This is a genomic window from Mycobacterium sp. NGS18 (assembly GCF_059813185.1).
In genome coordinates this window covers 87,186-105,680 of record NZ_JCALEC010000012.1, presented here as the reverse complement: position 1 = coordinate 105,680, position 18,495 = coordinate 87,186, and the positions used below count along the sequence as shown (strand labels likewise).

24 protein-coding genes are annotated in these 18,495 nt (G+C 69.0%); 5 read left to right on the top strand and 19 right to left on the bottom strand.

Annotated elements, in window-relative coordinates; translation table 11 throughout:
- Both AC5Y31_RS19315 and eccE read left to right on the top strand, forming a co-directional pair.
- Positions 1-268 (top strand): hypothetical protein (locus AC5Y31_RS19315; RefSeq protein WP_499982223.1); only part of this gene is annotated, 268 nt, incomplete at its 5' end.
- A gap of 158 nt (positions 269-426) precedes the next feature.
- Positions 427-1,632: a type VII secretion protein EccE gene (gene eccE / locus AC5Y31_RS19310; RefSeq protein WP_499982221.1), complete on the top strand. Its 1,206-nt coding sequence runs from the start codon at positions 427-429 to the stop codon at positions 1,630-1,632.
- Positions 1,633-1,638: 6 nt separating this feature from the next.
- Here the strand turns inward: eccE and rpsQ are convergent, their stop codons facing one another.
- From rpsQ to rpsJ, 11 genes are read right to left on the bottom strand one after another with little or no spacing between them, the layout of a single operon-like run.
- Positions 1,639-1,944 carry a 30S ribosomal protein S17 gene (gene rpsQ / locus AC5Y31_RS19305; RefSeq protein WP_499982220.1) on the bottom strand — a complete coding sequence of 102 codons (306 nt, stop codon included), beginning with the start codon at positions 1,942-1,944 and terminating at the stop codon, positions 1,639-1,641.
- Positions 1,944-2,186 carry a 50S ribosomal protein L29 gene (rpmC, locus tag AC5Y31_RS19300; protein WP_065023309.1) on the bottom strand — a complete coding sequence of 81 codons (243 nt, stop codon included), beginning with the start codon at positions 2,184-2,186 and terminating at the stop codon, positions 1,944-1,946. The genes rpsQ and rpmC overlap by 1 nt, the downstream gene beginning before the upstream one ends.
- Positions 2,186-2,602 (bottom strand): 50S ribosomal protein L16, encoded by a 417-nt coding sequence (rplP, locus tag AC5Y31_RS19295; protein WP_013830258.1) that lies wholly within the window; start codon positions 2,600-2,602, stop codon positions 2,186-2,188. Before rplP ends, rpmC begins: the two co-directional genes overlap by 1 nt.
- A 3-nt stretch (positions 2,603-2,605) precedes the next feature.
- The gene (gene rpsC, locus AC5Y31_RS19290; protein ID WP_065023310.1) at positions 2,606-3,454 is read right to left on the bottom strand and encodes a 30S ribosomal protein S3; all 849 of its coding nucleotides are present in this window, start codon (positions 3,452-3,454) and stop codon (positions 2,606-2,608) included.
- Positions 3,454-4,050, bottom strand: coding sequence for a 50S ribosomal protein L22 (gene rplV / locus AC5Y31_RS19285; protein WP_065023311.1), 597 nt, complete (start codon positions 4,048-4,050; stop codon positions 3,454-3,456). The genes rpsC and rplV overlap by 1 nt, the downstream gene beginning before the upstream one ends.
- Entirely contained in the window at positions 4,047-4,328 is a 282-nt protein-coding gene (gene rpsS / locus AC5Y31_RS19280; protein ID WP_006245110.1) for a 30S ribosomal protein S19, read from the bottom strand. The genes rplV and rpsS overlap by 4 nt, the downstream gene beginning before the upstream one ends.
- Positions 4,329-4,345: 17 nt before the next feature.
- Positions 4,346-5,182: a 50S ribosomal protein L2 gene (rplB, locus tag AC5Y31_RS19275; protein ID WP_065023312.1), complete on the bottom strand. Its 837-nt coding sequence runs from the start codon at positions 5,180-5,182 to the stop codon at positions 4,346-4,348.
- A 27-nt stretch (positions 5,183-5,209) separates the two neighbouring features.
- Positions 5,210-5,512: a 50S ribosomal protein L23 gene (gene rplW, locus AC5Y31_RS19270; RefSeq protein WP_064855850.1), complete on the bottom strand. Its 303-nt coding sequence runs from the start codon at positions 5,510-5,512 to the stop codon at positions 5,210-5,212.
- On the bottom strand, positions 5,512-6,168 hold the full coding sequence (gene rplD, locus AC5Y31_RS19265) for a 50S ribosomal protein L4 (protein ID WP_065023313.1): 657 nt from the start codon (positions 6,166-6,168) through the stop codon (positions 5,512-5,514). Before rplD ends, rplW begins: the two co-directional genes overlap by 1 nt.
- On the bottom strand, positions 6,168-6,821 hold the full coding sequence (gene rplC, locus AC5Y31_RS19260) for a 50S ribosomal protein L3 (protein WP_065023314.1): 654 nt from the start codon (positions 6,819-6,821) through the stop codon (positions 6,168-6,170). Before rplC ends, rplD begins: the two co-directional genes overlap by 1 nt.
- A gap of 15 nt (positions 6,822-6,836) precedes the next feature.
- A complete protein-coding gene (gene rpsJ, locus AC5Y31_RS19255) occupies positions 6,837-7,142 on the bottom strand; it encodes a 30S ribosomal protein S10 (RefSeq protein ID WP_003883485.1) in 306 nt (101 codons plus the stop codon).
- A 406-nt stretch (positions 7,143-7,548) separates the two neighbouring features.
- Here rpsJ and AC5Y31_RS19250 point away from each other — a divergent pair, with 406 nt between their 5' ends.
- A complete protein-coding gene (locus AC5Y31_RS19250) occupies positions 7,549-8,025 on the top strand; it encodes a hotdog fold domain-containing protein (RefSeq protein WP_499982215.1) in 477 nt (158 codons plus the stop codon).
- A gap of 109 nt (positions 8,026-8,134) precedes the next feature.
- Here the strand turns inward: AC5Y31_RS19250 and AC5Y31_RS19245 are convergent, their stop codons facing one another.
- Positions 8,135-9,763, bottom strand: a complete 1,629-nt coding sequence (locus AC5Y31_RS19245) for a carboxylesterase/lipase family protein (protein WP_499982213.1) — start codon at positions 9,761-9,763, stop codon at positions 8,135-8,137.
- A gap of 167 nt (positions 9,764-9,930) precedes the next feature.
- Between AC5Y31_RS19245 and AC5Y31_RS19240 the strand changes: the two genes are divergently transcribed.
- Positions 9,931-11,184 (top strand): cytochrome P450, encoded by a 1,254-nt coding sequence (locus tag AC5Y31_RS19240; RefSeq protein ID WP_499982212.1) that lies wholly within the window; start codon positions 9,931-9,933, stop codon positions 11,182-11,184.
- Here the strand turns inward: AC5Y31_RS19240 and mftG are convergent.
- The 7 genes from mftG to mftA form a co-directional block, all read right to left on the bottom strand.
- Positions 11,166-12,611 (bottom strand): mycofactocin dehydrogenase MftG, encoded by a 1,446-nt coding sequence (gene mftG, locus AC5Y31_RS19235; protein WP_499982210.1) that lies wholly within the window; start codon positions 12,609-12,611, stop codon positions 11,166-11,168. The genes AC5Y31_RS19240 and mftG overlap by 19 nt on opposite strands.
- A 6-nt stretch (positions 12,612-12,617) precedes the next feature.
- Positions 12,618-14,033: a mycofactocin biosynthesis glycosyltransferase MftF gene (gene mftF, locus AC5Y31_RS19230; protein ID WP_499982209.1), complete on the bottom strand. Its 1,416-nt coding sequence runs from the start codon at positions 14,031-14,033 to the stop codon at positions 12,618-12,620.
- Positions 14,030-14,773: a mycofactocin biosynthesis peptidyl-dipeptidase MftE gene (gene mftE, locus AC5Y31_RS19225; protein WP_499982207.1), complete on the bottom strand. Its 744-nt coding sequence runs from the start codon at positions 14,771-14,773 to the stop codon at positions 14,030-14,032. The genes mftF and mftE overlap by 4 nt, the downstream gene beginning before the upstream one ends.
- A 199-nt stretch (positions 14,774-14,972) precedes the next feature.
- Complete coding sequence (mftD, locus tag AC5Y31_RS19220) at positions 14,973-16,163, bottom strand: pre-mycofactocin synthase MftD (protein WP_065023321.1); 1,191 nt, start codon at positions 16,161-16,163, stop codon at positions 14,973-14,975.
- 3 nt (positions 16,164-16,166) lie between these two features.
- Complete coding sequence (mftC, locus tag AC5Y31_RS19215) at positions 16,167-17,354, bottom strand: mycofactocin radical SAM maturase (RefSeq protein ID WP_499982206.1); 1,188 nt, start codon at positions 17,352-17,354, stop codon at positions 16,167-16,169.
- Complete coding sequence (gene mftB / locus AC5Y31_RS19210) at positions 17,351-17,668, bottom strand: mycofactocin biosynthesis chaperone MftB (protein ID WP_499982203.1); 318 nt, start codon at positions 17,666-17,668, stop codon at positions 17,351-17,353. Before mftB ends, mftC begins: the two co-directional genes overlap by 4 nt.
- Before the next feature lie 2 nt (positions 17,669-17,670).
- The gene (gene mftA / locus AC5Y31_RS19205) at positions 17,671-17,769 is read right to left on the bottom strand and encodes a mycofactocin precursor MftA (RefSeq protein WP_064855838.1); all 99 of its coding nucleotides are present in this window, start codon (positions 17,767-17,769) and stop codon (positions 17,671-17,673) included.
- A 110-nt stretch (positions 17,770-17,879) separates the two neighbouring features.
- Between mftA and mftR the strand changes: the two genes are divergently transcribed.
- Positions 17,880-18,479 (top strand): mycofactocin system transcriptional regulator MftR, encoded by a 600-nt coding sequence (gene mftR / locus AC5Y31_RS19200; protein ID WP_499982201.1) that lies wholly within the window; start codon positions 17,880-17,882, stop codon positions 18,477-18,479.
- Positions 18,480-18,495: the final 16 nt, after the last annotated feature.

The window sequence follows — 18,495 nt, the reverse complement described above, 5'->3', positions numbered from 1 at the left end:
CACCGACACCCTGTCGACACCGTTCGGTGACTTCAACATTCCGACCGACTTCGACGCGGCCGCACTGCTCGATCCGGGTGACGCGTTCAGCGGCCTATCCACGCTGGGCGCCGATGCTGCCGGCGGCGCAGCCGACGCCGCCGGAACCGCAGCCGACGCGGCCGCCGGAAGCGCAGCCGACGCCGCAGGAACCGCCGCTGACGCCGCCTCCGGAGGCGCCGCGGACATCGCCGGCAGCATCGACCCTTCGGACTTCCTCGGCATTTGATGCTCTTCAGACCCCGGGCCGTCGTCGACGGCCCGGCCAAACATCCCAGGTCTCCCGGTTAGGAGGTCTGGGATGTTTGGCGTGCAACCAAACCGGGAAGCCCGGTCACCGCATCGACCACCACAAACTCCCCGGGGGACCATGAGGCAGGCGCAAGGATGAAGGCACAGCATAGTTTTGGGCTGAATCTGTCCTGGCTGCGGGTGACAACGGTATTTCTCATCGACATCGCGATCTTGCGGATTGCCGGCCATTGGCCCGATCAGCTCGGGTCGGCGGCCCGCGCCTGGTGGCCGGGCGTCGGAGTCGCCGCCGTGGTGACGATGGCCGCGTTGATCACCCACCGCCGGGTCCCGCTGACGGCAATCGTGCTGGCGCGGGTGTTGGATCGATTCGCCAATCCGGCACCGTTCCTCACCGAAGGCTGTACGCCCGGTTTCGATCACCAGCGCCGCTATGGTCCGGATGTCGTCGGCGTGCGCGAATACCGGGGCCAGTTGGTCACAGTGATCGCCGTCCAGCCGCCCGGGCCGGAGCCCGCCGCCCGCCGCGGGCGCGCCCCCCAGCCGCCGACCGCACTGCCGGCCGGCATCGTCGCCGCCGCGCTGCGGCAGTTCGACGTGCGACTCGACGGGATCGACATCGTCTCGGTGCGAACATCCGACGCTGCCGCCGACGGCGACGCCGCCGATGACGCGCACAGCCCGGTTGACTGTGGGCCTCGAGACACCTGGTTGATCCTTCGGATGGACCCGATGCACAACGCCGATGCGGTGGCCGTGCGCGATTCGGTGGCCGCAACACTGGCGGCAGCCACCGAGCGGCTCGCCCACGAGCTGCAGGAGCGGCACCTGGTCGCGCGCGTGCTCCCGGCCGAAGAGTTCGCCGACGTCGATGCCGCTGTGCTGGCCGGTCTCCAGCCGACCCGGATCCGGCGGCGGGGTCGCCGGCTCAAGCAGAAAGAGCGCAAGGGCCCCAAGCAGTTTGCGGCCACGTTCTGGATGTCGCCGCGCGACATCTGCACGGCGAACCTGGAACAGCTCTGGCTCCCTGCGGCCGACACCACGGCGGTCACCGTCCGGCTGACCGCACGCAACCACCACACCGACGTTTCGGTGTTGGTGCGCTACCACAGCGCGCAGCGACTGCGTAGGAACATCACGGCCGGCTTGAACCGCCTCAACGGACGGCAATTGACCGCGCTGCGCACCAGCCTGCCGACGCCGATGCGGCGCACCCTGGCGGTGCCCGCCCAGCAGTTGAACGAACTGGAGACCTTGCAGGTGCCGCTCGGCCCGCCCGCGCAGCAACCGCCGGCAGGGCCCGCGCAGCAACCGCCGGCGCGGGTCAGGCTGCCGGCGTAGCCGGCGTTACTTCGCCTTCTCGAGGATTTCCACCAGGCGCCAGCGCTTCGTCGCCGAGAGCGGACGGGTCTCCATCAGCGACACGCGGTCGCCGATACCGGCCGTGTTGTTCTCGTCGTGCGCCTTGACCTTCTTGGTGGTCCGGATGATCTTGCCGTAGAGCGGGTGCCTCGCCCGGTCCTCCAGCTCGACGACGATGGTCTTCTCCATCTTGTCGCTGACCACGTAGCCGATCTGGGTCTTGCGGCGGCCCCGCGGCTTCTCCGTGCGCGGAGTGCGCTTGGGCCCCTTGGTCTTTGCAGCCTCTGCCATTACGATGCCTCGCCTTCAGAACCATCGGGACCGGACGCCAGGCCCAGTTCCCGTTCGCGCAACACGGTGTAGATGCGCGCAATCTGGTGGCGCACCGTGCGGAGCCGACGGTTGTTGCTGAGCTGCCCGGTCGCCATCTGGAAACGCAGGTTGAACAGCTCCTCTTTGGACTCGCGCAGCCGCTCGACGAGCTCGTCGGCGTTCAGCTCGCGCAGTTCGCCAGCGGAAACTCCCACTGCCATCAGAACTGCTCCTCTCGGGTGACAATGCGCGCCTTGATCGGCAGCTTGTGGATCGCCCGGGTCAGTGCGGCGCGGGCGATGGCCTCGTTGGGGTAGCTGAGCTCGAACAGCACCCGGCCCGGCTTGACGTTCGCGACCCACCACTCCGGCGAACCCTTACCCGAACCCATCCGGGTCTCGGCGGGCTTCTTGGTCAGCGGACGGTCCGGGAAGATGTTGATCCACACCTTGCCGCCACGCTTGATGTGCCGGTTGATGGCGATACGCGCCGACTCGATCTGCCGGTTGGTGACGTAGGCGTGCTCCAGGGCCTGGATGCCGTAGTCACCGAACGTCACTGCGGTGCCGCCGCTGGCGAGGCCGCGTTGCTTCGGGTGGTGCTGCTTGCGGTGCTTGACCTTGCGGGGAATCAACATGATTTAGCTCTCCGTGCTCTGCGTCGCTTGTGCCTCCGGGGTCGCTGCACCCTCGGTAACCGGTTCCGCAGCAGCGGTGGTCTCGGTGCTCTCAGCGGCCCGACCGGCGTCGGTGCTGGTCGCGGTGGTACCCGAGGCGCCGCTGCGACGCGGGCGGGTGCCCGACGGCCGCTCCCGGCGGGGACGGTCGGCCGACGGTGCGGCGGCAGCCAGCTCGCGCTTGCCACCGACGATGTCGCCCTTGTAGATCCAGACCTTCACGCCGATCCGGCCGAAGGTGGTCTTGGCCTCGTACAGCCCGTAGTCGATGTCGGCGCGCAGCGTGTGCAGCGGCACTCGGCCCTCGCGGTAGAACTCCGAGCGGCTCATCTCGGCGCCACCGAGACGGCCCGAGCACTGCACCCGGATGCCCTTGACGTTGGGCTGACGCATCGCCGACTGGATCGCCTTGCGCATCGCGCGACGGAACGCCACACGGTTGCTCAGCTGCTCGGCGACGCCCTGGGCCACCAGCTGCGCCTGCGACTCGGGGTTCTTGACCTCGAGGATGTTCAGCTGCACCTGCTTGCCGGTCAGCTTCTCCAGGTCGGCACGGATCCGGTCGGCCTCGGTGCCGCGACGGCCGATGACGATGCCGGGCCGGGCGGTGTGGATGTCGACGCGAACCCGGTCACGGGTGCGCTCGATCTCGACGTCGGCGATGCCGGCGCGCTCCAGCCCGCTCGACAGCAGCCGGCGGATCGCCACGTCTTCCTTGACGTAGTCCGCGTACTGCTTGTCGGCGTACCACCGCGACTTCCAGTCGGTGGTGATCCCGAGCCGGAAGCCGTGCGGGTTGATCTTCTGGCCCATTACTCCGAGCCCTCCTTCGCGTCGGACGTCTCAGGCGCCTTCTTGGTTGCCGCCTTCTTGGCGGGCGCCTTCTTGGCCGCCGCTTTTTCGGTTGCCTTCTCGGTTGCCTTGGCCGCCGGCGCCTTCTTGGCCGGAGCCTTCTCGGTCGCCTTTGCACCCGCCTTCTCGGAGGCGGCCTTGCTGGCCTGCGCACGACGCGCCCGGGTGGCACCGGCAGACTGCGCCGAACCGCCGCCCTTCACCGGCCGGCTCTCCACCACCACGGTGATGTGGCTGGTGCGCCGGCGGATCCGGTAGGCGCGCCCCTGCGCGCGCGGCTTGATCCGCTTGGCGGTCGGGCCCTCGTCGGCGTAGACGGTGGCCACCACCAGGGTGGACGGGTCCAGGCCGTTGTTGTTCTCGGCGTTGGCCGCCGCGCTGGCGATGACCTTGGCCACCGGCAGGCTGGCCTGCTGCGGCGCCCAGCGCAGGATGTCCAGCGCTTCGGTCACGGACTTGCCGCGCACCAGGTCGATCACCCGGCGCGCCTTGCTGGCCGACACCCGCACGAAGCGGGCCTTGGCGACAGCAGACGGGAATTCAGTCGTTACGCTCACCGGCGCTTAGCCTTCCGGTCGTCCTTGATGTGTCCCTTGAAGGTGCGCGTCGGGGCGAATTCGCCGAGCTTGTGCCCGACCATCGACTCGGTGACGAATACCGGGACGTGCTTGCGGCCGTCGTGGACGGCGAACGTGTGCCCGATGAAGTCCGGGATGATCGTCGACCGACGCGACCAGGTCTTGATGACCTGCTTGGTGTTCTTCTCGTTCTGAACGTCGACCTTCTTGAGCAGATGGTCGTCGACGAACGGACCCTTCTTGAGGCTGCGTGGCATCGCTTTCTCTCCGCTTCCTAGCGCTTCTTGCCGGTGCGCCGGCGTCGGACGATGAGCTTGTCGCTGGGCTTGTTCGGCCGGCGGGTGCGACCCTCCGGCTTACCCCACGGGCTGACCGGGTGCCGGCCGCCGGAGGTCTTGCCCTCACCACCACCGTGCGGGTGGTCCACCGGGTTCATCACCACACCACGGACGGAGGGGCGCTTGCCCTTCCACCGCATCCGGCCGGCCTTACCCCAGTTGATGTTGGCCTGCTCGGCGTTGCCCACCTCGCCGACGGTGGCGCGGCAGCGCACGTCGACCCGGCGGATCTCACCGGAGGGCATCCGCAACGAGGCGTAGCTGCCTTCCTTACCCAGCAGCTGGATGCTGGAGCCGGCCGAGCGGGCCAGCTTGGCGCCGCCGCCCGGCCGCAGCTCGACGGCGTGCACCAGCGTGCCCGCCGGGATGTTGCGCAGCGGCAGGTTGTTACCGGGCTTGATGTCGGCGTTGGCGCCCGACTCCACCACGTCGCCCTGCGAAAGACCCTGCGGGGCGATGATGTAGCGCTTCTCGCCGTCCAGGTAGTGCAGCAGCGCGATGCGCGCGGTGCGGTTCGGGTCGTACTCGATGTGGGCGACCTTGGCGTTGACGCCGTCCTTGTCGTGGCGACGGAAGTCGATCACCCGGTAGGCGCGCTTGTGGCCACCGCCCTTGTGCCGGGTGGTGATCCGGCCGTGGGCGTTACGCCCGCCGCGGCCGTGCAGCGGCCGAACCAGCGACTTCTCCGGGTGAGAGCGGGTGAGCTCGGCGAAATCGGAGACGCTGGCACCGCGACGACCGGGGGTCGTCGGCTTGTACTTGCGGATTCCCATGTCAGTTAGGTCTCTCTCTCACTCCGGTCAGGCCGGTGCGGCGAACAGGTCGATCGGCTTGCTGCCGGGCGCCAGGGTCACGATGGCGCGCTTGGTGTCCTTGCGCTTGCCGTAGCCGGCCCGGGACCGCTTGCGCTTACCCGGCCGATTCGCGGTGTTCACCGATGCGACCTTGACGGCGAAGATCTTCTCGATCGCGATCTTGATCTGCGTCTTGTTCGAGTCGGGGTGCACCACGAACGTGTACACGTTGTCCTCGATCAGCCCGTAGGACTTCTCGGAGATGACCGGCGCGAGGATGATGTCGCGGGGGTCGGTGATGGTCGCCATCAGGCCGAAACCTCCTCGGTTTTGGCGGTGTGTGCCTCGATGTAGGCGTTCAGGGCCTCGACGCTGAACACCACGTCGTCGGCACGCAGCACATCGTGGGTGTTGAGCTGGTCCGGCGAGAGGATGTGCACCCCCGGCAGGTTGCGCACGCTCTTGGCACCCGTCTCGTCGGCCCGGCCGATGACCACCAGCACCTGCTTGCGGTCGGTGATCGAACCCAGGAACGCCTTGGCGCTCTTGGTCGACGGGGTCTGTCCGCTCACCAGCTCGGTGATCGCGTGGATCCGGCCGTTGCGCGCCCGGTCCGACAGCGCACCGCGCAGCGCGGCGGCGATCATCTTCTTCGGGGTGCGCTGGCTGTAGTCGCGCGGCTTCGGGCCGTGCACGACACCACCACCGGTGAACTGCGGCGCCCGGGTCGAACCCTGACGGGCGCGACCGGTTCCCTTCTGCCGGTAAGGCTTACGGCCACCGCCGCGGACCTCGCCGCGGGTCTTGGTGGAGTGCGTACCCTGCCGGGCCGCGGCCAACTGAGCGATGACCACCTGGTGCATCAGCGCAATGTTGGCGGGAGCGTCGAACAGCTCGGCGGGCAGCTCGACAGAGCCGCTCTTTTTGCCGTCCGGTGTCTTGACGTCAATTGTGATGCCGGCCATTACTTCTCACCCTTTTTGATCGCGCTGCGGACCAGAACCAGCCCGCCGTTGCGTCCCGGAATGGCGCCCTTGATCAACAGCACGCCGTTCTCGGCGTCCACCTTGTGCACCACCAAGTTCTGGGTGGTGACGCGGTCGTTGCCCATCCGCCCTGACATCCGGGTGCCCTTGAACACCCGGCCCGGGGTCGAGCAGCCGCCGATCGAACCCGGCCGGCGGTGCACTGCCTGCGCGCCGTGACCGGCGCCCTGGCCGCGGAAGCCGTGCCGCTTCATGGTGCCGGCGTAGCCCTTGCCCTTGGAGGTGCCGGTCACGTCGACGTAGGCGCCGTCGGCGAAGATCTCGGCGGTCAGCTCCTGGCCGACCTCGTATTCGGCGGCAGCAGCCTCGTCGTCAAGGCGCAGCTCGGTCAGGTGCCGGCGCGGGTTGACCCCGGCGGCCGCGTACTGACCGGTCAGCGGCTTGTTGACCTTGCGAGGGCTGATCTCGCCGTAAGCGAGCTGCACGGCGGAGTAGCCGTCGCGCTCGGGGGTGCGGATGCGGGTCACCACGTTGGGCCCGGCCTTGACGACCGTGACCGGCACGACCTTGTTGTTCTCGTCGAACACCTGCGTCATGCCCAGTTTGGTACCCAAAATACCTTTGCGTGCCATGGTTTTTCGGTGCTCCTACTGGATGTTGACGTCGACGCTGGCCGGCAGATCGATGCGCATCAGGGCGTCAACGGTCTTCGGCGTGGGATCGAGGATGTCGATCAGCCTTTTGTGGGTGCGCATCTCGAAGTGCTCCCGCGAGTCCTTGTACTTGTGCGGGGACCGGATGACGCAATACACGTTCTTCTCGGTCGGCAGCGGCACCGGGCCCACCACGCTGGCACCGGTGCGAGTGACCGTTTCGACGATTTTGCGCGCCGAGGCGTCAATGGCCTCATGGTCGTAGGCCTTGAGCCTGATGCGGATCTTTTGTCCCGCCACGCTTCTACTACCTCACTCCTGCAAAGGGGTTCGTCTTTCGAACCCGTGTGCCCCGCGCGTCTTTGTCAATGCCAGGCCCGCTTAGGGCCCGTATCGACATTGCGCTGGGCGCTGCCGCCGCTGTTTACCTGTCCTGGTCCACCGGTCCCCGCGGTCGGGCGTGTCGCCCGCACACGGCCTCGTTCACGGTGAAAAAACCCCGTACTGCGAGAGTGGGACCGGACGCGCCCGGGTGGACGCTGGTCGTATGCCCAGCCAGGGGCAACCCCGGCGCAGGCGAACCTGAACAGTATGCCCCAGATCGGGTCAGCGGCCAAATCCCCGGTCGTCTCACCGCCCACCCCCCGGGCCGGTCGCCGCGAAGCCGGTCTCCAGGTGATCTTACTTGCCGGTAAGATAGCTCGGCGTGACCGGAACTACCAGTACTTATCAGGCATGGCGGCGTCTGGCGGGGATCCCGGGCGGCACCCGGCTGTTCTCCGCCGCGACCATGGCGCGGGTCCCTTACTTCGCGTCGGTGCTGCCGCACGTGGTTCGGATGGAGCCCGGGCTGGCCGAGGTGCTGGTGCCCAAGTGGCCGTTCGTCTACAACCACCTGCACACGGTGCACGCGATCGCCTCCTGCAACGCTGCCGAGGTCGCGATGGGGATGTTGATGGAGGCCACCGTCCCGCGCAGCCACCGCTGGATCCCCAAGGCGATGAACGTGGCCTACCTGGCCAGGGCGACGACGTCGCTGCGGGCCACCGCCCGCCTGGATGCGCCGCCGGACTTCGCCGCGATCACCGAAGGTGCCGAGGTGGTCGTGCCGGTCAGCATCACCGATAAGACGGGCGCCGAGGTCGTGCACGCCGACATCACCACCTGGGTCACGCCGGCCTAAGCTCGCCCCACCGCCCCCCGTCGAGTCGCCCCACCACCCCCGTCGAACGTGCATCTACGGCGACTTCTGCAGCGATTTTTCGCACTGAGCGCACGCTCGGCGACGGAACTTAACGAATAGTCGCCCAGAACTCACACTGGTGCTCGGCGCCGTAGTCGGTGATCAACCGGCTGCCATCGGGCCGCAGCGACATCCACCGCCGGTCGGATCCGCTCGCGATCTCGGGCCAGTCGGGCTGGCCGACACCGATCGGTGCGCCGCTGACCACGAAACCGGTCCAGTACTCGATCATCTGGTCCGACAGTCGGCGCTGCGCGGGGTTCAAGGGCGGGGCGCCGCCGATGTCGAACAGGTAGCGCAGCTCCAGCGAGTGGGTGGCGCCGATTGCAAACGGCAGGTTGTCGAACAACTCGGGCGCCGGGGCGTGCGGGTCGTCGAACTCGTAGCCGTACACCGGCGCGCCGCCAGCCAGCCCGTGGGCCATCCGGTCGGCCAGGCAGGCGAAGATGTCGTCGGTCGCCGCCGCCGCATAGGCCAGGGAGATGCTGTCGCCGAAGCGTGCCGGCGGGTAGTGGTCGGCCACGGCGGCGCCTTCGCCGGAGCCGAAGGTGTCTTTCAGCTCGTCGAGGTACTCCGCGCCGGCGATCTCCCGGCCCACCCGCAGGTAGCGCAGCGCGACGAACATGGTGAACTCGTCGCGGTTGACGCCCAATAGCACCGGCACCCGGGCCGCCTGGCCATCGCGGAACACCCGCACCGGGTCCTCCGGCAGCAGCGGGGTTCCCACCGCCGGGCCGCTGAGCTGGTCCGTGCCGAATCGGGCGTACCACAGCGGTCTGGTCAGCCGGTCGGCCGGCAGACCGCGCAGACAGGAAGCGACCTGCTCGTCCGGCTTGCCCCGGTCGGCGCAGCCCAGGGCTTCGGTGTAGTCGCGGCTGACCCGCCGGGCTTCGGGGACCTCGACCTGCGCCTGGCACGGCCCGCTCTGGATGATCGCGGCCCGGAACAGACCGGCCGACTCCGGTGCGACCAGGTGATCGCAGACCGACATGCCCCCGGCCGATTCTCCGGCGATGGTCACCTTGGCCGGGTCGCCGCCGAACGCGCCGATGTTGTCGCGCACCCAGCGCAGCGCCGCCTGCTGATCGGCCAGCCCGTAGTTACCGGCCTCCCCCAGTGCCGGGTCGGCCAGGAAACCCAAGGCGCCCAGTCGGTAGTTGATGGTGACGACGACGATCCGGCCGCGTACCGACAGCCGCTGTGCGTGGTAGATGTCGCCGGCGCCGCGCATGAAACTGCCGCCGTGGATCCAGACCATGACCGGCAACGGCTCGGCGGCCGAACCGGTCGGCGTCCACACGTTGAGCGACAGGCAGTCCTCGCTGATCGGGTCCACCTCGGCCACGTCCGGCTGAATGCACCACGGGCCGCGTTTGACGGCGTCGCGCACGCCCTGCCACGCCGGCATCGGCACCGGTGGCTGCCAGCGCAGCGGCCCGACCGGCGCCGCGGCGTACGGGACGCCTTGGAACAGGCGATGATCCGGCGCGACCGTCCCCCGCAGCAGCCCGGCGGCGGTACGCACCACGTCGGCGTTGAGCGCAACCGCACGCGGGCCGATGCCCGATTGGGTCGCGGCGCCGTCGGAGCGCGCGCACCCGCCGGCCAGCACCACGAGCAGCGCCAGGGCGATCACGCCGGCCCGCAGGCCGCGACGGCGACGAGATCCGGTCGACATGACCGATGAGCCTAATCCGGCGGTTAGCAAGGCTCACGGAGGAGAGGCGAAGCTGGACCGCCGAATCAAACCCGCCCGATCGTCGCAAAGCGGCGCCACGACGGGCCAATATCGCCGACACTGGAGTAAAGCTGACACGTGTCAAGAAAATGGGCTAAGGAGCCGCCGTGAGTGCACCGATCATCGACCAGGCCGCCCGGGTGTTCGCCGACCCCAGTGCCTACGCCGACGAACCGCGTCTGCACGCGGCCCTGACCCACCTGCGGGCCAACGCGCCGGTGTCGTTGGTGGACGTTCGGCCCTACCGGCCGTTCTGGGCGATCACCCGGCACGCCGACATCATGGACATCGAGCGCGACAACCTGCTGTGGGTCAACGAGCCGCGTCCGGTGCTGGCCCCCGCCGACGCCGACGATCTGCAGCGCTCGCTGCTGGAGTCCGGGATGGGGCTGCGCACCCTGATCCACATGGACGACCCGCACCACCACAAGATGCGCGCCATCGTCTCGGACTGGTTCCGGCCCAAGGCGATGCGCGCGATGAAGGCCCGCATCGATGAGCTCGCCAAACGCTACGTCGACGAGATGCTGCGAATCGGCCCGGAGTGCGACTTCGTGCAGGACATCGCGCTGAATTACCCGCTGTACGTGATCATGTCGCTGTTGGGCCTGCCGGAATCGGACTTTCCGCGGATGCTGCGACTGACCCAGGAACTGTTCGGTGGCGACGACGACGAGTACCGGCGCGGCATCACCCCGGAAGAACAGCTGCCGGTCCTGCTGGACTTCTTCGCCTACTTCAACGCCCTCACCGCAGACCGGCGCGCCCACCCCACCGAAGACCTTGCCTCGACCATCGCCAACGCCCGCATCGACGGCGAGCCGCTGTCGGACCTCGACACCGTCTCCTACTACGTCATCATCGCCACCGCCGGTCACGACACCACCAGCGCGGCGATCGGCGGCGGGTTGCAAGCGCTCATCGAGCACCCCGACCAACGCGAACGACTTCGCGCCGACCCTTCGCTGATGCCCACGGCGGTCGAGGAGATCATCCGGTGGGTGACTCCGGTCAAGGAGTTCATGCGCACCGCCACCGCCGACACCCAGGTGCGCGGGGTGCCGATCGCCAAGGGTGAATCGGTCTATCTGTCCTACGTTTCGGCCAACCGTGACGAGGAGGTCTTCGACGACCCGTTCCGCTTCGACGTCGGCCGCGACCCGAACAAGCACCTGTCGTTCGGCTACGGCGTGCATTTCTGCGTGGCCTCCGCGCTGGCCCGAATGGAGATCGACAGCTTCTTCCGCGAACTTCTCCCCCGGCTGGATGCCATCGAGATGGCCGGTGAGCCGCAACTGATTTCGACGACGTTCGTCGGCGGCGTCAAGCACCTGCCGGTGCGCTACCGGCTGCGCTCCTGACCACGTACGAACTCTACCGCCCGGTGCGCCAGCATCGCGATCGTCGCGTGTGGGCCGCGGCTCGGGACCCGGGGCAGCGCCGAGCCGTCGATCACCCATAGCCCCTCGATGCCGCGCACCCGGCACTGATTATCGAGCACCGCCGCGTCGTCGTCGTCCGAGCCCATCGGCGCACTGCTGCAAAAGTGTTGGGACGTCGACCAGCGCGGTTCCGCGGCGCCGGGCCGCATGCCCCGCAGCTGGGCGACCAGGTCGACGCCGCGGCGCAGTGCGGCCACGTCGTCGGGTTCCGTGTCGTAGCGGTGCTCGACACGCGGAGGCACCCGCGGGTCGTCCGACACCAGCGTCAGCCGGCCACGTGCCCGCGGTGTCATCAGCGCCACTCCGATCTCCGGTGGTCGAGCCGGCCAGCCGTCGTCGATCATCGCGGCAAACCCCGCTGTGTAGGGCCGGATTTCGAGATCGTCGTCGCACAGCACGGCCTCCAGCGGGGGGCGGTCGCGCGTCCCCGGCCAGTCGGCCGCAACCAGCCATTCCGGATGGTCTGCGCAGTGCCGGCCGACCGGGAGCGCTGCCCGTACCGCGACGCCCGCCTGGCGCAGCATCGCCTCCTCTCCGATCCCGGACAGCATCAGCAGATGCGCCGACTCGATCGCCCCGGCACACAACACGATTCGGTCTGCTGTCAGCCGAATCGGCCCGGCCGGTCCGATCGCCTGCACCGCTCGGGCTTGGTCCCGCTCGATCTCCACCCGGACGGCCTGGGTTTCGGTGAGCACCGCCAGATTCGGCCGGTCGAGCGCGGGCAGCAGATACGCCGCGCCCGGCCCGTTGCGCACGCCGTCGACGATGTTGAGCGGCACGGCACCCACGCCGGGCGATGACGTCATCGTCGCGTCGTTCAGGTCGGAGGTCCACCCGAATCCGTGCCGCTGCACGGATTCAACGAATAGCTTTGTGCCATCGCATATCTCGGTCGTACGCTGGACCGGTATCGGTCCGCGGTCACCGTGCTGGTCACCGCTGAAGTCGAGGTCCGTTTCGATCGCCCGGAACGACGTCAGCACCTCGGGCCACGACCAGCCGGGCGGCCAAGTGGCGAAGTCGGCGGGCAGCCCCCGGCAGAAATAGCCGCCGTTGACGGCTCCGGAGCCACCGAGGGTCGCGCCGCGCATGATCGTCGCCGGCCGGGGGTCCCGAGCGGTCAGCGCCGCCTCATAGCGGCGCACCAGTCGGCTGCCGGGACCGATCGGCAAGCGCCTACCGTTCGCCGCCTGCATCGCCAGGTCCGGATCGACTAGCCCGACCCCGGCTTCCAGCACCGTCACGATGCAGGACGGATCCGACGACAGCCGTTCCGCCACAATCGCTCCCGCGCTGCCCGCCCCCACCACCAGGGCATCGCTGTGCACCACCGGAGCCGTCAAAGCGGCCTAACTACGGATCTGCGGCTTGAGTGCGGCAAGGTTGCGCTCGCGCAGCACCCCACCCCACAGACCCGCCCCGTAGGCCAGGTCGTCGACCCGTTTGAGCAGCAGGTAGGCGGGCAGTCCGAGCGGCCGGGAGTCGTCGCCATCGCTGCGCGCATGCCGCAGCCAGTCCACTATTCCGTCGCTGATTGCCGCTATCAGCACCACCCGGCGGCAGCGCTGCGACACGCACGCGGCAAGCAGTGCGATCGGCCAGTAGTGCCGGCACAGCGCTGAGGCGATCTGCAGTCCGGCAGCCGCCAGACCGCGCAGGGTCACCGCGATCACGTCAGCGGGTGCGGTGTCCGGCCCGCGCATGGACCGGGCGACCCGGTGGCCGGTCAGCGCCGTGATCGCCAAGGACGCCAGGTGGCCCAGCGCCGAGCCGAGCGCCATCAGCGCCCAGCCTGCCAGCGCCCAGCCGGAGATCACCATCGGCGCGGCTTTGTCCGGGTGCCGGGCCGACAGCGGTGCGGCCGATCCGCCGTAAAATGCTTTGCGCGCCACCCAGTCCCGCAGTGCGATCCGGTGATCGTGGGCGACCAGCGCGATCGGTTCGTAACGCAACCGGTTACCGGCGTCGACCAGCCGCCAGCACAGGTCGACGTCCTCACCGGAGCGCAGCGCCTCGTCGAACCCGCCCAGGTCACGCAGTGCCGAACAACGGCAGATGATCGCCGCGCTCGGGACGTAGGCGACCTTGCCGTAGGGGACCACGGGCGCCTCGCACCCACCGAGGTCCAGCGATGAACGGATGGCCTCGTACCGCGCGACCAGGTGGTCGTGAGCGACCATACCGACGATGCGGGGCGCGACCAGCGCAACGGTGGGATCGCAGAAGTGACCCAGCAGCGCTTCGAGCCAACCCCGGCGCGGCACCACGTCGGAGTCCAGGAATGCGACGAAGTCCGTGGTGCACGCGCCCAGCCCGGTGTTGCGCGCGGCCGCCGGTCCCCTGCTCTCCGGATGGCGCAGTACCTCGATATCGCAGCAGTGCGCCGCGGTCAGATCCTCGGGGCGGACCGGGACTTGCGACCCGTCGTCCACCACTACGACGCGCAGTCCCCGTAGTGAGGCGATCAACCGATTGAGCCCGACGACGTTGTCCCGCACTGGAACAACGACGGTCACATCGCGATGCGACGGTCCACCGGCGGGACGGGGGTGAGCGACCGTGGCATCGAGCAGGGTGCGGGCCAGCTGGGCGCTGACGGCGTCGCGTACTTCCAGGCGCCCGTCGGACAGCATGCCCTGGGCCGCCGGCGCCAGCCGCAGCAACCGGGTGGGTGACCCGCCCAGCAGCGTCGACCCGCTGCCCAGCACCCGAACCTTGCGGTCGACCTGTACGGCGAAACCGTCAGGCAGGCGAGACGGGGTCATCGCAGCATCCCGTCCGGCCCGGGTGCCCAGGCCTCGACCACCACGGCGCTGTTGTCGACCATCTCGGCGAACAGCCGGCGCCCCTCGTCGGCGGTGGCGGTGGTCGGATCGCCGAGCACACCGACCGCACTCACTGCGGCGACGCCACCGCGGCGCATCGCCGGCAGCAGCTGCGCCAGGGGCGCGCTGTTACCCGGCTGCGCCCGGTTAAATCGAACCTTATCGGGCGAAAGATAAAGCAGCAGAGAGGTTTCCGCGTGCCCGGCATGAGCATCGGCCTCCGCGGCGGCGCACGGCAACCAGGCGACATCACGCGCCTCGGAGCGCAGCCGGCGCACCGCCTCGGCCAGCGCTTGCATGTTGCCGCCGTGGCCGTTGACGAACACCACCCGCTGCGCCCAGCAGCAGGCCGATCGGCCGTACTCCAGCAGCACCCGGCTCAACGCGTCGGTCCCTATCGAGATCGTCCCGGCGAAGCTCTGGTGCTCCCCGCTGGCGCCGTATGCCACCGCCGGCGCCACCGGCCAGCTGCGCCCGGGGCGCCCGGTCGGCGCCGTGTCCAGCCGCTCCGAGAGCGCTCGGGCGAGCGCCTGCGCGATCCGGGTGTCGGTGTCCAACGGCAAGTGCGGCCCGTGCTGTTCCGTCGACCCGACCGGTACCAGCAGCGTCACCGATTGCCCCGGCAGCTGGCTGTGGACCTGGCTCGAAGTAGAGCTGCCGAGGTCGCCGCGAACCGCCATCGGACGATGGTAAGCGAATTCATCTGCCGTACACCAGTTGTTGGCGACGACAGCAGAGAAATTTCCGGCCGCCGGATCCCCCGGTGCGTCCTGGGTCATCACGTGTGTCCCGTCCGCCACGGGCGTATCACGGGCGGACCCGCGGGTTCGCGGATGGACGCGGCCTGACCGGGCTAGCGGCGGGCCGCCGCCGTTTGCCCTAGCCTCCGTCGGAGGGCACGCCGAGCGCGCGGGTGAAGCCGGCCGGAATCAGCACGTCCTCAGCCGACAGGTCGTGCACCGAGGCCCGCCCGAGGCCCATCAGTGCCGAGTCGACGCCGCTGCGGAGGATGTCGAGGACGTTCTCCACCCCGGGCTGCCCGGCCGCGGCCAGACCCCACAGATAGGCGCGGCCGATCATCACCGCCCGGGCGCCCAGCGCCAGCGCCTTGACCACGTCGCTGCCCCGACGGATGCCGCCGTCCAGCAGCACCTCGACCTGGTCGCCGACCGCCTCGGCGACGGCCGGCAGGGCCCGGATCGCCGCAGGCGTACCGTCCAGGTTGTTGCCGCCGTGGTTCGACACGGAGATCGCCGAAACCCCGGCGTCGACAGCCTTTTTCGCGTCGTCGACGCGCATCACTCCCTTGAGCATGAACGGCCCGCCCCAGAGTTCCCGCAGCCAGGCGATGTCCTCCCAGGTCGGCGGCGGGGTTCCCATCCACTCGCCGTAGGCCTGGAAGAACGGCGGTCCCGGTTCACCGCGCCGGCCCTGGTTGGGCACCCGCAGGCTCGGCGGGCGCATGGTCTTGGCCCACTGCAGGAACCACCGCGGTCGGGTCAGCGCCTCGGGCATCATCTTGACCATGGTCTTGAGGTCCATTTTCTCGGGGATCTTGGGGCTGCCCCAGTCCCGGCCGTGCGAGAACGACCAGTCGGTGGTGGCGATGAGGCCGACCGCACCGGCGGCTCGAGCGCGCTCGACGCGTTCGGCTATCGCGTCGCGGCCCCCCAGCCAGTAGATCTGGAAGAACGTCTTGGGGTTGGCCGCGATGACTTCTTCCATCGGCTTGCTGGCGAACGACGACAGTCCCATCGCGGTGCCGCGCGCGGCGGCCGCCCGCGCGACAGCCACCTCGCCGTCCGGGTCGACGGCTTGCACGCCCGTGGGCGAGATCATCACCGGAAATGAAATCTCCTGGCCCATAACGGTGGTCGTCAGATCACGCTTCTCGCACGCACCGACCACGTGCGGGGCGAAACCCAGCTCGCTGAACGACTCGACGTTGTCCGAGACGGTGACGCCTTTCTCGCTGGCCGAGATCAGCGACGAGTACGCGGACTTAGGGAGGCGCTTGCGCGCCCGCTCCTGAGCGATCGCGACGGTTTCGAACCAGATATCACGGGCCATGGGTCAGATGGGGCTTTCATCGCAGAGCCGCTTAGGCGGCTTCGGGGGGGCGATCAGGGTCAACGACCGCGGCGCGCTGCTGCGCTTTCCGCGGGAGTGGTCGCTGCTCGGGCGCGGCTTCTCCCGCTCGCCGGCCAGCGCCTCCTCGCCGAACCCGCGGACGCATTCCGGGTCGGGCCCGTCCATCGGCAGGCCGGTGAAGAACTTGGCCGCCATGCAGCCGCCCCGGCAGGTGTCATACAGGGGGCAGCTGGCACAGGCGCCGCCCGCCTTCGGGCTGCGCAGGTCGTTGAACAGCTTGGAATGCTTCCAGACCTGATCGAATCCGCCGTCGGCCAACACGTTTCCGGCCAGGAACTCGTCGTGGATGGCGAACGGGCAGGCGTAGACGTCGCCGATCGGGTCGATCAGGCAGACCACCCGGCCGGCCCCGCACATGTTCAGCCCGGCCAGCGCGCCGGACTGGCCCAGCGGCGCCAGGTGGAAGAACGAGTCTCCGGTCAGCACGCCCTCGCCCTTGGCGACCAGCCAGTTGTACAGCTGCTTCTGTTGGTCGGCGGTGGGGTGCAGGTCGTCCCAGACGTCGACCCCTCGGCCGGACGGACGCAGCCGGGTGATCCGCAGCGTGGCCCCATATCGCGCTGCCAGCTCGGCGAAGTCGTCGAGCTGGTCGATATTGTGGCGGGTCGCCACGACCGAGATCTTGGCGTCGGTGAAACCGGCCGCGGACAGGTTCTCCAGGGCACGGATCGCCATGTCGAACGAGCCTTTGCCGCGGATCGGGTCGTTGACCTCGGCGGTGGCTCCGTCGAGGGAGATCTGGACGTCGACGTAGTCGCTGGCCGCCAGCTTGGCCGCCACCTCCGGGGTGATCCGCAGCCCGTTGGTGGAGAACTTCACCCCGACGTGGTGGGCGGTGGCGTAGTCCACCAGTTCCCAGAAGTCGTCTCGCACAGTGGGTTCGCCGCCGCCGATGTTGACGTAGAACACCTGCATGCGTTCCAGCTCGTCGATGATGTCCTTGCACGCCCTCGTGGACAGCTCACGCGGGTCCCGCCGGCCCGACGCGGACAGGCAGTGCACACAGGCCAGGTTGCAGGCGTAGGTGAGCTCCCAGGTCAGGCAGATCGGGGCGTCCAGGCCGTGCTCGAAATGCTCGACCAAGCTCGGGGCTGCGGCGGGTGCGGTCACGGTGTCTCCTTGGGTTCCGCGGCGATCAGGATGTCGGACGCCGCCAGGACGCCCAGGGCACGCAGGTAGGCCGGCTCGGCGGCGGCGTCGATCCCCGCGGCGCGGCAGGCCGACCTGGCGTCGGGGTGCTCGGCCAGCGAGTTGACCAGCGTGACCATGGTGAGGTTCTTCAGGAACGACAGCTTGCGCGTCCCGAAGTGATACAGCAGCGCGCCGAAGTTCTCCGGCCGCACCGCGACCTGCGGATGCAGACGCCAGCCCACGTCCGGGTTGAAGCTTTCGGTGACGCGCGCCGCCCCGGCGGCGACGGACACGGTCAGTAGACCCCGCACATCCCGTCGATGGACACTTCTTCGACCAGGTTCTCGACGACGAGCTCGGTCTGGGTGCTGGCTTCGGTCTGCTGGTTGTCCATCGGTCCGGGCCTTTCTTCGCGGGTGGGTCGACAGCGCGCTGTCAGATCGGTCACAATCCCGGTAAGGATATGGCATCGAGTGCCGATATGGAAGATGGGTCGGGAGAAAAGTGGCCGGGACCGGATCGCACGTGCAGGCGAAGGTAGGCCGTCGCCGCTCGACCACGCGGGAGGACATCGCCGACGTGGCCATCGATCTGTTCGCCACTCGCGGGTTCGCCGACGTCAGCGTCGATGACGTCGCACACGCCGCCGGCATCGCGCGCCGCACGCTGTTTCGGTACTACGCCTCCAAGAACGCCATCCCCTGGGGCGACTTCGACGCACACCTGCGGCAGCTGCGCGAGCTGCTGGACGGCATCGATCCCGACGCACCGCTCGGGGACGCCCTGCGCGGGGCGCTGTTGGCGTTCAACACCTTCGACGAGGGCGAGACGGCCCGGCATCGCCGGCGAATGCGGGTAATCCTGCAAACCGACGAACTGCAGGCCTACTCGATGACGATGTACGCGGGCTGGCGCGGCGTCATCGCCGAATTCGTGGCGCGCCGGGTCGGGGCGGCCGCGACCGACCTGCGACCGCAGACGGTGGCGTGGACGATGCTCGGCGTTGCGCTGAGCGCCTACGAACACTGGCTGGGCGACGGATCGCTGGCGCTGCCCCAGGCCCTCGGTGACGCGTTCGACACCATCCGCGGCGGCCTGGACTGACGCGTTCCCGCGCCGA